The following is a 12,027-nucleotide window of genomic DNA, read 5'->3' on the forward strand; positions in this document are numbered from 1 at the left end:
GTAGACAGGCGCCGGTCCCCCACAGACGACGGGGACCGGCGCTTCTCTACGCGGTGAGTGGTTCTCCGGGCGGTGGATGCGGCTGCACCCCGGCGGCTCTCACCCTGCCGCCACCGTGAGCGGAGCGAAGCGTCGCGTCCAGTCCCCGGGCAGCTCCTTGATCCCGTACGTCATGACTGCGTTGAAGCTCGTGGGTTCCAGGCCGTGCTCCTTCGCCCAGGACAGCAGCCTTTCGTGCCGTACGTCGATGTCGGTGCGCAGCGGGCGGTCGGTGTGGGCGGCGAGTGAGGCGATGAGTGCCTTCGCCGTTTCGGTGTCACGGGCGATCAGTGGACCCACCACATGGGTGTCCATGTTGGGCCAGGCCGCCGCGTAGCCGATGATCCGGCCGTTCTCCACGGCGACACGCAATTGGTCGGAGAAGGCGGGCAGCCGCGTGATCACATGGGTGCGGTCGGAGCCGAAGACCTCGGCGTCGAGCCGAAGAATCGTGGCGAGGTCCTCGGCGGTGGCCGGGCGCGTGGACACCTTCGGGTCCGGCCCGTCAGGAACGAAGTGTCCACGGACCATCTCGGCGCGGCCTGTGACCTTGAAGCCCAACTCCTCGTAGAGCGGTCGGCCATAAGGAGTCGCGTGCAGGGTCAGCGGGGTGGTGCCCATCTCTGCCACGACATGCCGCATCAGGCGTCGGCCGACACCCTGGCGGGCATGCCGCTCGGCGACCAGCACCATTCCGATCGCTCCCAGTTCAAGCCTCTTCGGCGTTCCGTACTTGGTCACGACGCAGGCGGTGACGAGACCGCCGTCGGGGTCGTCGATGCCGTAGCCCGTCCCGGCGGTGAGGAGCAGACCCCACTTGTGTTCCTCACGGGGCCACCCCCGGTTCTCTGACAAATCGGCGCAGGCGGTGAGGTCGCGAGGCGTCAGTCGGCGGATGGGCAGAAGGGCGGGGGAAGGTGTCGACACGCAGGTCAGGCTGTCTGACATACACCCCTGACGTCCACCTGTTTGCCCAGGGATCTATGCGCTTTTGGCGATGTCATGTCCCGGGTGAGGGCATGGAGGCAGCGTCGCTTCCCACAGCGCACGGACAGATGTTTCACGTGAAACAGCGAAAGGTGCTCGGGCCGCTAGCCTCGGGCTCCATGCCACGACTTCACCTCTTCGACCTTGACGGAACGTTGCTGTACGGGAGTTCCGCGCCCCAGGAGATCTCGCGGCAGATCGGTCTGGAGGCCGAGACTGTCGCGCTTGACCAAGCGATCTCGGCAGGACGGATCGGTCCGCCGGAGTACGCCGTACAGGTGCACGCCTTGTGGGCGGATCTCAGGGAGGAACATGTGGCGGCGGCCTTTGAGGGCGCGCCGTCGCTGTCCGGCATCGAGGACGTCTGGGCGGAGATCAGAGGCAACGGCGACTACTGCGCTGTCGTCTCCCTCTCGCCCTCGTTCTTCGTCGAGCGATTGATGGCGTGGGGTGCGCATGCGGCATACGGTTCGCGTTTTCCCGCTCTGCCGTTCAGCGAGCCCGTTGATCTCGCGGGCGTTCTCAGTGCCGCGGCGAAGGTGCAGATCGCGGACCGGCTCTGTGAAGAATTCGGGGTGATGTGGGCCGATTGTGTTGCCTACGGCGACTCGCTGTCCGACAAGGACCTGTTCGAGACGGTGCCGGTCTCCGTCGCCGTCAATGCGGATCGGCATCTGGCAGGCCTTGCCACGCACTCCTACGTGGGACGGGACCTGTGGGATGCCTATGAATTGGTCCGACGCACCTTGTAATTAAGGCAGTTGAGAGTGGGGCACCGCCTCTTCGGGCGGAAGGCGGGGGGTACTTGTTTGTGGGGCGGCTGCCGGTATGGTCGACTCCGGTTCGCGTCCATCGTGATGTACGCACGTCTCATGGGGCGCGAACGCAGGCCAATGCAGCGTAACGGGACGGAGAGATCGAAGACCCGTATTTTCCGTTATGCGGCCGGGTGTTGACTCGGAGTGGGATGCTGCAGTGAGGGTAGTGCGGCCAATGTCACATTCTTGGCTTACTTGTCCGTACAGAGTGGGAATCCGGGTTGAATGTGGCCGCATTGGCCGGTGGGGACTGAACGGGGCAGGAAAGCAAGTCGTCTACGGGGGAAAGTAGGCATCTTCCGACCGCGGAAGTGCGCAGACCGACCGAAAGATGTTCGAGGCGAGGCACACCATGGACGCTCCGACCACCACGTCGGCCGACAACGGCACTTCCGGAGGCAATGGCGGGGGCGGCTGGTTCACGCCACGCAAGGAACCACTGCCGTCCGATGGGGAGAGGGAGCCCGCCGACGGCCGCCGTCTGGCAGCGATGCGCCCGGTCGGCCGACCCGCCGCGGATCGGGGAACGACACAGCAGGAACGAATATCCTCCGCCGTGGAGACAGAGTCGGCTCCCCAGCAGGCCGCACCCACTGAGGCCCCACGCCCCGAGCCGGAGCCCGCCCGCGCATCCGCTCGGCCGTGGTCAGGTCCGGCCGGGCCCGACCACCGCCCCTCTGCGCCGTCCGATGCCGGCCCGGAGCAGTCCGTGTTCGGGCGGGAGCGGACGGATCCCGGGCGTGAGCAGTCCGGCCCCGGCTCGCAGCCGCGTGTACCTGTCCAGGAGCAGCGTCTTGCCGAGCCTCGGGGCCCGGTCCAGGAGCAGCGGTTCCGCGAGCCTCCTGCGCCCTTCGACGGGCCTCGGTTGCCTGAACCTCCCGCTCCCTTTGACAGGTCGCGGTTGCCGGAGCCGCCCGAGCCCTTTCAGAAACCGAGGTCGCCCGAGCCTCCCGTCTCCCTTCAGGTGCCCCCACTGCCCGAGCCGGGACGGTCCGGCCCGGAGCCGCGGTTGTCCGTCCAGAGGTCCGCCCCCACTCCGCAGCCGTCTCCGGACGCCGTGCTCATCCGCCGGACCATGGCCGAGGTCGGCCCCGTCGCCGACAAGGTCACTTCTTACTTCTACGCACTCCTCTTCGTGCGCCACCCGGATCTACGGCCGCTGTTCCCCGCGGCGATGGACACCCAGCGAGACCGACTGCTCAAGGCGCTGCTGACCGCCGCGGAACACATCGACAACACTCCGGTTCTCGTCGACTACCTGCAGAACCTCGGCCGTGGCCACCGTAAGTACGGCACCCGGCCCGAGCACTACCCGGCCGTCGGTGAGTGCCTCATCGGCTCGCTCAGCCGGTTCGCCTCGGCGATCTGGGACGCCGAGACCGAGGCGGCCTGGGTGCGCGCGTACACAACGATCTCTCAGGTGATGATCGACGCGGCGGCCGCGGACGAGCTGCGCGCCCCGGCCTGGTGGTACGCCGAAGTCGTCGCGCACGACCTCAGGACGCCGGACATCGCTGTCATCACGGTCCGCCCCGACCAGCCGTACCCTTTCCTCGCCGGGCAGTACACGAGCCTGGAGACACCGTGGTGGCCGCGTATATGGCGGCACTACTCCTTCGCCTCGGCGCCCCGGTCCGACGGACTGCTGTCTTTCCATGTGAAGGCGGTCCCGGCGGGCTGGGTTTCCAACGCGCTGGTGCACCGTGCCCGTCCCGGTGACATCATCCGGCTGGGCCCGCCGGCCGGCTCGATGACCGTCGACCACACCACCGACAGCGGACTGCTCTGCCTCGGCGGCGGCACCGGCATCGCGCCCATCAAGGCGCTGGTCGAGGACGTCGCCGAGCACGGGGAGCGGCGGCCGGTCGAGGTCTTCTACGGTGCGCGCACCGATCACGACCTGTACGACATCGACACGATGCTCCGGCTGCAGCAGAGCCACCCATGGCTTGCCGTGCGCCCGGTCGTCGACCAGCGTGCGCATCTCCATCTGCCCGACGCCGTACGTGAGTACGGCCCGTGGAACGAGTACGACGCCTATCTCTCGGGGCCACCCGGCATGATCCGCAGCGGGGTGGACGCTCTGAGGGAAGCGGGCATCCCGTCGGACCGCATACGCCACGACTCGGTCGAGGAACTCGTCGCGGCCGGGGACTGACCGGGCCTATCCGGCAGACGGGGCCACGACCCCGGCCCGAAGAGCCTCAGCCCAGGTCCGGTGCGTGCATCGCCCGTACGCCTTCGATGTTCCCGTCGAGATAGTGCCGCAGGGACAGCGGTACGAGGTGGACGGAGGCGATGCCGACCCGAGTGAACGGCACCCGCACGATCTCGTACTCGCCGCAGGGCTCGTCCACCTCGGGGCCGTGCCGTTGGGACGGATCCATGGACTCCAGACGGCAGACGAAGAAGTGCTGCACTTTCACGCCGGTCGCGCCGCCGTCATCACCGATGTGCTCGACGGTGTCGACGAAGCAGGGCACCACATCGGTGATCTTGGCGCCGAGTTCCTCGTGCACCTCACGATGGAGTGCGTCGACGACAGTCGTGTCTTCCGGTTCGACCCCGCCACCCGGTGTCAGCCAGTAGGGATCGACGCCGGGTTTGGTGCGCTTGATCAAGATCAAGTCGTTGCCATCGAGCAGGATGGCGCGGGCGGTGCGCTTGACCACGGGTCGGACGGTCATGGGAGAAATGTGGCCCGGCTGGTTCCACGTGAAACATCGCGAAGCCCCAAGGAACTCAGGAAGGGCTCAGAAAGCCCCCTGGGAGGCTCAGGGAGCCCGGGGAGGCTCGGAGGGCATCAGGACCAGTCGGCCGCGGCATGGAGCAGCCAGTCGTGCGCCCGTGCGATGTGCGGCATGGCCAGTGTGCCGGTGCGGACCACTAGGAAGTACGTACGCAGCGGAGGCACCGCCGGGTCGAGAAGCGCGACCACGTCACCCCGTTCCAGGGCTCCGGCGCACAGATACCGGGGCAGCACCGCCAGGCCCGCGCCCGTGGCGGCGCAGGCGAGCACGGCGCGCAGATCGGGGACGACGACGGTGCCTGAAGTGGCCGGGTGGGAGTCGAAGACGGATGCCCAGTAGCGAGCGACGAGTGGCAGCGACTCGTGCACTTCGACCACGGGGAAGTTCTCCAGTGCCGGCGAGCCCTTTCGGCGGAGCTTTCCGGCACCTATACGGGCGGCCCAGCGTGGGGCAGCGACCAGCACGTGCTCCTCGTCGCAGAGCGGAGTCGCGGTGAGCAGGGTGCCACGGGGGCGGGCCGTGGTGATGGCCAGATCATGGTGTCCGGCGGCGAGCCCTTCCAGTGTCTCCTCGGCGTTGCCGAAGGAGGCGCGCAGCGCGAAACCCTGGCCGTCCTCGCCCGTGAGCTCCGTGAGCGCGGGCAGCGCCCGCTCGGCGGTGAACTCCGGTGGCCCGGCCAGATGCAGGGTGCGCAGTGACGAGTCCTCGTCGAGCCCGGTCTCGGCGATCTCCACCAGGGCGTCGAGATGCGGCGCGGCCTTGTGGGCGAGCTCGTCACCGATCGTCGTGGGGGTCACCCCACGGGCCTGGCGAAGGAAGAGCGGCCGCCCCAACTGCCGCTCCAACGTGCGGATCTGTGAGGTGACGGCAGGCTGCGAGAGACCGAGCAGCGCGGCGGCGCGAGTGAAGGAACCGGCCCGGTGCACGGTCACAAAAGTGCGCAGCAGGGCCAAATCCATGGTGCCCCTCCCCTCTCAGCACCCCCGACCGAGCCTCAACTATAAATAAGTCGATAGGTCTCTGTCGCTACTGTGATTGGACACTGACACAGAGTCAACTAGCCTTGTTCGCGCGGTTCTTCGCGCAAAGAACCGGGACGGTCCGAGCCACGAGGGGGGAGGCTCGGACCGTCCGTTGTACGTAGCGAGGTACTAAGCGGACAGCCTGGATGTATGCCGCAGGATACTCACCGGTCGTTCAGGCAGGGGTCACTGCGCGGATTCGTCGAGCGCGCGCAGTACGTCCGCCACCAGGTCCTCGGGGTCCTCGGCGCCGGCCGAGAAACGGATGAAGCCCTCCGGCACCGCGTCGCCGCCCCACCGGCCGCGCCGTTCGGCGGTGGACCGCACCCCGCCGAAGCTCGTCGCGTCGTCCACCAGACGCAGCGCGTCGAGGAAACGGTCGGCACGCGCGCGCGTGGGCAGCGTGAAGGACACCACGCATCCGAAGCGCCGCATCTGCTGCGAGGCGATCTCGTGCGAAGGATCGTCGGGCAGTCCCGGATAACGCAGCCCGGTCACCTCGGGCCGACCGCGCAGCGCCTCGGCGATCACCAGGGCGTTGGCGTTCTGCCGGTCGGCACGCAGCTGGAGCGTGGCCAGGGAGCGATGGGCCAGCCAGGCCTCCATGGGCCCGGGAATCGCTCCGACGATCTTCCGCCAGCGCTGCACGGGCGCCATCAGGTCGGCGTCCAGCGCGGTGACGTATCCGAGGAGGATGTCGCCGTGTCCGGTGAGCATCTTGGTGCCGCTGGCGACCGAGAAGTCGGCACCCAGCTCCAGCGGGCGCTGCCCGAGCGGGGTCGCCAGGGTGTTGTCGACCGCGACGAGTGTGCCCTGCGCGTGGGCCGCCGCGACGAGGCGTCGTACGTCGCAGACGTCGAGCCCCGGGTTCGACGGGGTCTCGATCCACAGCAGCTTCGCTCCGTCGAGCACCTCGAGCTGGGCGTCGCCGCCGGTCGGGGCGGTGCGTACCTCGATGCCGTACGAGGTGAGCTGCTCGCGCACCAGTGGCAGCACCTGGTAGCCGTCGGCGGGCAGGACCACCACGTCTCCGGCCTTCAACTGGGAGAAGAGCACCGCCGAGATGGCGGCCATCCCGGAGGGGAAAGCGAGCGTCGTGACACCGTCCTGCCCGGGTGCCTCCAGCTCGCCGATGGCACGCTCCAGGAGCGTCCAGGTCGGGTTCTGGTCACGACCGTAGGTGTACGGGCCGGTCGGATCGCCCGGCAGATGGAAATGCGCGGCGAAGACCGGGCCAGGAAGCGTCGGCTCGTATTTGACGGGGTCGGGCAGCCCCGCCCGTACCGCTCGCGTGCCGTCGCCGCTTCCCGTGACGAAATCCCCTGACGTCATGCTGCCCGTTCCTCCAGTTCTTGCTGTACAGCGGCGAGCAGTCCGGGGCTCGCCGCCTCCACCATCTCAAGACATTCCTCGAAGCCGTCCATGGGTCCGTAATACGGATCGGGAACCTCCAGGTCGTCTCCCGCGTCGGGGTCGTACGACCGCAGCAGCCGGACCTTCGCCGCGTCCTCGGGAGTGGGCGCGAGCCGGCGCAGGGCCCTGAGGTGGCCGGAGTCGAGGGCGATCACGAGGTCGAGGCGGGAGAACCACGAGGCGTGGAACTGGCGGGCCGCATGCCCGCTCTCGTAGCCGGCCGCCTCGAGGACGGCGACGGTGCGCGAATCCGCACCGTCGCCCTCGTGCCAGCCGCCCGTGCCCGCGCTGTCGACCTCTACCAGGCCATCGAGTCCGGCCTCTTCTATGCGGGCACGGAAGACGGACTCGGCCATCGGCGAGCGGCAGATGTTGCCGGTACAGACGAAACAGACGCGATAGGACATCGGACGCTCTCAGTCCTCGCCGTCGGGCAGCACGACATTGAGCGCCCAGGACACGACCGAAACGATCAGGCCGCCCACCACGGCGGTCCAGAAGCCCTCCACATGGAAACTGAGGTCGAGCTTGCCGGCCACCCACGAGGTGAGGAGCAGCATCAGGGCGTTGACCACGAGGGTGATCAGGCCGAGCGTCAGAATGAAGAGCGGGAAGGTCAGCACCTTCACCACCGGCTTGACCAGGAAGTTCACCAGACCGAAGACCAGGGCGACCACCAGCAGCGTGCCGACCTTCTTGCCGGTGCTGGTCCCTGTCAGGGTGATCTTGTCGAGCAGCCACACCGCGACGGCCAGGGCCCCCGCGTTGGCGATCGTCTTGACTACGAAATTCTTCATGTGTCTGATCGTGGCAGAAGAGATCGACTGGCGAGCAAGGCTGTGGACACAGCTTTCGGAGCACGGGAGCGGACGAGGGCGATGAAGGCATTCCGGCTGGACGAACTGGAGGCGGAACGGGCCGCCAACGACGGTGCTTACCTGCAGTTTCTACGCGAACGGAACATGTCGGTCGGCCTGTACGCGCTCGACGCGGGTGCGCCCGACCCGCAGAAGCCGCACCAGCAGGACGAGGTGTACTTCGTCGTGAGCGGCCGCGCTTCGATCACGGTCGGCCTGGAGACCACCCAGGTCGCACGCGGCAGCGTCGTCTACGTGCCCGCGGGGGTCGCCCACAAGTTCCACCACGTCACCGAGGACCTGCGGGTTCTGGTGGTGTTCTCTCCGCCCGAGAGCTGACGGGGACCTCAGGGTTCCCTAGGGGGACGGTCAGGGGAGGACAAGGGGTGCGGGGCCCCCGTCGGCACCTTCGCGGCTCTAGCATCGAACGCAGGACATCACAGAACCCGGAATCAGAGTCCCGGACTCGGGGCCACGGGCGTAGAGAGGCTAAGGACAAGGGCGATGCGAGAGATCTTCGGCGGGATGCCGTGGTGGGTGAAGTGGATCGCGGTGCCGGTCATCGCTCTGGTCGTGTTCGGCACGGTGATAGTCAGCGTGCTCAGTGTGCTGATCGGCCTGCTTTTCAAGGTCCTGATCTTCGTCGCTCTCGTCGGCGGATTGATCTACGTAGTACGGAAGTTCATGTCGAGTTCGTCGTCACGCAGCGACTGGTGAGACACAACCGGGTGAGTAACGGGTAACGGGCGGGTCGGGAAAGGGAACTCAAGGTTCCCTCGGCCGAGGGAAGTTTTCCGGCGAGGCCGTCTGCATGCGGTGATGGGCGGTTACAGTCCGGAATTCCACGCGGGGCCGACCCCCCGCGGGCAGCGCACAGCCCCCTCCCGTGTCCCCCCGCACGGGCGGTTCCCCTCGCGCTTCGGGAGTGCCCCTTGGCCACGGTTGACACCGCACCCGCACAATCACCCGTTCCGCCTCTCCAGCGGTCCAGCGCTTCCGCGGGGACATGTCTCCCGCCCACCCAACCGCGCACCTCGCCCGCCGAGGCGCGTACCCCTCTGCCGGAGGCGCGTACTCCTCCCCTGGAAGCCGTGTCGCCGGAGCCGCATCCCACGACTCTGATCGGCTCCGTGCAGCGGGCGATGCGCCTGCTGGAGGCCGTTGCCGCGCGCCAGCACGGGGCGCCCGCGAAGCAGCTCGCCCGGGAGGCCGGGCTTGCGCTGCCGACGGCCTACCACCTGCTGCGGACCCTGGTCCACGAGGGCTATCTGCGCCGTGACAAGGGGCTGTTCTTCCTCGGTGAGGCCGCCGAGCGGTTGGGCAGTAGCGGAGCGCAGCAGAAACGTCGCAGCACGGTGAGCGCGACGCTTGCCCAGTGGCGCGATTCGATCGGTGCACCCGTGTACTACGCGGTCTACCGTGACGGCGAGATCGAGGTCATGTGTGTCGCCGACACCCCAGGGAATCCGGCGGTGGAGGAGTGGGCGGACTTCCGGGAAACCGGACACGCCCACGCGATCGGCCAGTGTCTGCTGTCCCAGCTCGACGAGAAGGCCCGTCGGGATCATCTCGACCGCTACCCCGTGCAGTCGATCACTCCTTATACGGTGCGTGACAACGTCAGTCTGCTGCGGCGACTGGAGCGGACGGGACGGATGGAACCCGTCGTCGAGCGCCAGGAGTACGCGCTGGGCACGGTCTGCGCGGCCCTTCCCATCACGGTCGGCACAACTGCCGCCGCAATGGCCATTTCTCTCCCTCTTCACCAGGCCGATCGACTGCTGCCTGCGGCACGACAATTGCAAGGTGAGATCGGCAGACTACTGGGGACACTCTCGATCTCTATCAGCATCTGAAAACTCACTCCTTGTGATCTCTTGTGCACGTTGAGCAATATTTCAGCAGAGTCAGGGGGATGATTCCTGGCCAGTCGACGGCAAACGACGGGGTAGGCGATGCGCGAGTCGGTCCAGGCAGAGGTCATGATGAGCTTCCTCGTTTCGGAGGAGCTCTCTTTCCGCATTCCGGTGGAGCTGCGATACGAGACCTGTGATCCCTACGCCGTGCGGCTGACCTTCCACTTGCCCGGCGACGCGCCCGTGACCTGGGCGTTCGGGCGGGAGTTGCTGATCGACGGCGTGGGACGGCCGTGCGGTGACGGGGATGTGCACATCGCGCCCGCCGACCCGGAGGCGTTCGGTGAGGTGCTGATCCGGCTCCAGGTGGGTGGCGACCACGCGCTGTTCCGGTCCGGGGCGGCGCCGCTCGTGGCCTTCCTCGACCGCACGGACAAGCTGGTGCCGCTGGGGCAGGAGCGTTCCCTCGCGGACTTCGACGCCCATCTCGACGAGGCGCTGGACCGCATCCTGGCGGAGGAGCAGAGCGCGGGCTGAGCCCCCGGCACCCCCCAAGCGGAGTAACGCTTCCTCACCGGGGACGAGGGCGCGGGGAGGCTTCAGTGCTTGCGGCGACGGCCCTTCCCGCCGCGTGTCGGCGCCCGGCTCTCGACAGGCTCGGTGGCGGCGGCCGGGATGGCCGGACGGTCCGCGGAGACCACCAGGGCGGCCAGCAGCGTGGTCACCGGCACCGAGGCGACCAGGCCGATCGAGCCGACCAGGGTGCGCACGATCTCTTCGGCGACCAGTTCGCTGTTCGCGACCGTGCCCACACTGCTCTGCGCGATCGAGAAGAGCAGCAGCAGGGGAAGCGCGGCGCCCGCGTACGCCAGGACGAGCGTGTTGACGACCGATGCGATGTGGTCACGGCCGATCCGGATGCCCGCACGGTACAGATCGCGCCAGCCCATCGTCGGGCTGGCCTCGTGCAGTTCCCAGACCGCCGAGGTCTGCGTCACCGTCACATCGTCAAGCACACCGAGCGAACCGATGATGACGCCCGCGAGCAGCAGACCGCTCATGTCGATGGACGGATACAGGCCATGGATCAGACCGGTGTTGTCGTCAGTGTTGCCGGTCAGCGCCGCCCAGCCGATGAACTCCGAGCCGAGGATGCCGATCAGCACCAGGGAGAGCAGGGTGCCCAGCACCGCCACCGACGTACGGGCCGAGAGGCCATGGCACATGTAGAGCGCGATCAGCATGATCGCGCTCGCCCCGACTACGGCCACGACCAGCGGATTCGAGCCCTGAAGGATCGCGGGCAGGATGAAGAAGGTCAGGATCACGAAGCTGATGGCCAGTGCTACCAGCGCCATGACACCGCGCATCCGGCCCACCACCACGACGGCCAGCGCGAAGATCCCGGCGAGCAGCGCCATCGGGAACTTCCGGTTCACATCGGTGACCGAGTACTGCAGGTCCCTGGGCGCGGAGGGCTCGTAGGCGGCCACGACCTTCTCGCCCTCGTGCAACTGCCGTGACTGGTCAGGCTGGATGATCTCCGTGAACGTACGGTTCTTGTCCTTGCCGGTATCGATCCGGATCGTCGCCTTTTTGCAGTCGCCCGTCGCCTCTTGTTGCGCGGAGGAGCCCTCGGCGGTGGACGTGTCGCCGGTCGGGGTCTCCCCCGACGCGTTCACGGACTTGCAGCTGACCTTGTCGACCTTGGTGACCGTGGCCTGCTGGGTCTGCCGGTCGAAGCCGACGCCGGTGCGTTCGTGGGAAGGGGCGCCACCGGGCCAGAGCACCGCGAGACCTACGACGACCGCGGCGGCGAAGGGGATCAGGATGGCCGCGATGACCTTGCGCAGATGCTTGGAGACGGGCGTGGCGGGCCCATGGCTGTGACTGTGCGAGTGCCCAGACCCGTGCCCTTCCCCGGGGCTGTGCCCGTCTCCAGGGCCGTGCCCGTTCCCCGGTCCAGGTCCCTTCCCAGGCCCGTCCCCAGACCCGGACCCATGTCCGTGTCCGCCCCCGGGGCCGTGCCCGTGTCCCTCACCCGGTCCGTGCCCATGCCCGACTCCTGGACCGGGACCGGGGCCGGGGCCACCACCCGGCCCGTGCCCGCGGCCGTCTCCGGAGCCAGGTCCATAGCCGTCTCCGGGACCGCGTCGGCGCGGCGGCTCGGACGGCGGGAACGGGGGCTGCTGCGTTGTGGTCACCGACCGATCATCGCAAGAACGGCGAGGGCCCTCTGTTCACCGCGCCAGATATGACGCTAGCGTGGAGTCACCTTTGCACAC

At 68.0% G+C, this 12,027-nt stretch carries 13 protein-coding genes; 6 read left to right on the plus strand and 7 right to left on the minus strand.

All coding sequences use genetic code 11. The features are described from left to right. Positions 1-99: 99 nt before the first annotated feature. Positions 100-966, minus strand: a complete 867-nt coding sequence (locus ACZ7M2_RS32755) for a GNAT family N-acetyltransferase (protein WP_471598367.1) — start codon at positions 964-966, stop codon at positions 100-102. 179 nt (positions 967-1,145) lie between these two features. On the opposite strand from ACZ7M2_RS32755, the gene ACZ7M2_RS32760 reads away from it, so the two are divergent. Both ACZ7M2_RS32760 and ACZ7M2_RS32765 read left to right on the plus strand, forming a co-directional pair. After that, positions 1,146-1,778 carry an HAD family hydrolase gene (locus ACZ7M2_RS32760; protein ID WP_471598368.1) on the plus strand — a complete coding sequence of 211 codons (633 nt, stop codon included), beginning with the start codon at positions 1,146-1,148 and terminating at the stop codon, positions 1,776-1,778. Between the two features lie 622 nt (positions 1,779-2,400). Beyond that, entirely contained in the window at positions 2,401-4,002 is a 1,602-nt protein-coding gene (locus ACZ7M2_RS32765; RefSeq protein ID WP_471598369.1) for a globin domain-containing protein, read from the plus strand. A 46-nt stretch (positions 4,003-4,048) separates the two neighbouring features. Here ACZ7M2_RS32765 and ACZ7M2_RS32770 read toward each other — a convergent pair whose 3' ends face one another. The 5 genes from ACZ7M2_RS32770 to ACZ7M2_RS32790 form a co-directional block, all read right to left on the minus strand. Further along, complete coding sequence (locus ACZ7M2_RS32770) at positions 4,049-4,531, minus strand: NUDIX domain-containing protein (protein ID WP_054236463.1); 483 nt, start codon at positions 4,529-4,531, stop codon at positions 4,049-4,051. A 116-nt stretch (positions 4,532-4,647) separates the two neighbouring features. Then, on the minus strand, positions 4,648-5,553 hold the full coding sequence (locus tag ACZ7M2_RS32775; protein ID WP_352052907.1) for a LysR family transcriptional regulator: 906 nt from the start codon (positions 5,551-5,553) through the stop codon (positions 4,648-4,650). 249 nt (positions 5,554-5,802) lie between these two features. Next, the gene (locus ACZ7M2_RS32780; RefSeq protein WP_471598370.1) at positions 5,803-6,948 is read right to left on the minus strand and encodes a cystathionine gamma-lyase; all 1,146 of its coding nucleotides are present in this window, start codon (positions 6,946-6,948) and stop codon (positions 5,803-5,805) included. Then, positions 6,945-7,436, minus strand: coding sequence for a low molecular weight protein-tyrosine-phosphatase (locus ACZ7M2_RS32785; protein ID WP_471598371.1), 492 nt, complete (start codon positions 7,434-7,436; stop codon positions 6,945-6,947). Before ACZ7M2_RS32785 ends, ACZ7M2_RS32780 begins: the two co-directional genes overlap by 4 nt. Positions 7,437-7,445: 9 nt before the next feature. Continuing rightward, positions 7,446-7,826: a phage holin family protein gene (locus tag ACZ7M2_RS32790; RefSeq protein ID WP_352052910.1), complete on the minus strand. Its 381-nt coding sequence runs from the start codon at positions 7,824-7,826 to the stop codon at positions 7,446-7,448. A gap of 81 nt (positions 7,827-7,907) precedes the next feature. Between ACZ7M2_RS32790 and ACZ7M2_RS32795 the strand changes: the two genes are divergently transcribed. The 4 genes from ACZ7M2_RS32795 (at position 7,908) to ACZ7M2_RS32810 (ending at position 10,279) form a co-directional block, all read left to right on the plus strand. After that, positions 7,908-8,225, plus strand: a complete 318-nt coding sequence (locus ACZ7M2_RS32795) for a cupin domain-containing protein (RefSeq protein ID WP_266432725.1) — start codon at positions 7,908-7,910, stop codon at positions 8,223-8,225. 165 nt (positions 8,226-8,390) lie between these two features. Then, positions 8,391-8,603 (plus strand): DUF5326 family protein, encoded by a 213-nt coding sequence (locus ACZ7M2_RS32800; protein ID WP_054236469.1) that lies wholly within the window; start codon positions 8,391-8,393, stop codon positions 8,601-8,603. Positions 8,604-8,977: 374 nt separating this feature from the next. Continuing rightward, complete coding sequence (locus tag ACZ7M2_RS32805; protein WP_352052911.1) at positions 8,978-9,742, plus strand: IclR family transcriptional regulator; 765 nt, start codon at positions 8,978-8,980, stop codon at positions 9,740-9,742. A gap of 99 nt (positions 9,743-9,841) precedes the next feature. Next, the gene (locus ACZ7M2_RS32810) at positions 9,842-10,279 is read left to right on the plus strand and encodes an SsgA family sporulation/cell division regulator (RefSeq protein ID WP_067376783.1); all 438 of its coding nucleotides are present in this window, start codon (positions 9,842-9,844) and stop codon (positions 10,277-10,279) included. A gap of 62 nt (positions 10,280-10,341) precedes the next feature. On the opposite strand, the gene ACZ7M2_RS32815 is transcribed toward ACZ7M2_RS32810, so the two are convergent. After that, positions 10,342-11,946 carry a YibE/F family protein gene (locus ACZ7M2_RS32815; protein WP_471598372.1) on the minus strand — a complete coding sequence of 535 codons (1,605 nt, stop codon included), beginning with the start codon at positions 11,944-11,946 and terminating at the stop codon, positions 10,342-10,344. Positions 11,947-12,027: the final 81 nt, after the last annotated feature.

This window comes from Streptomyces sp. NPDC111507, from assembly GCF_055638955.1.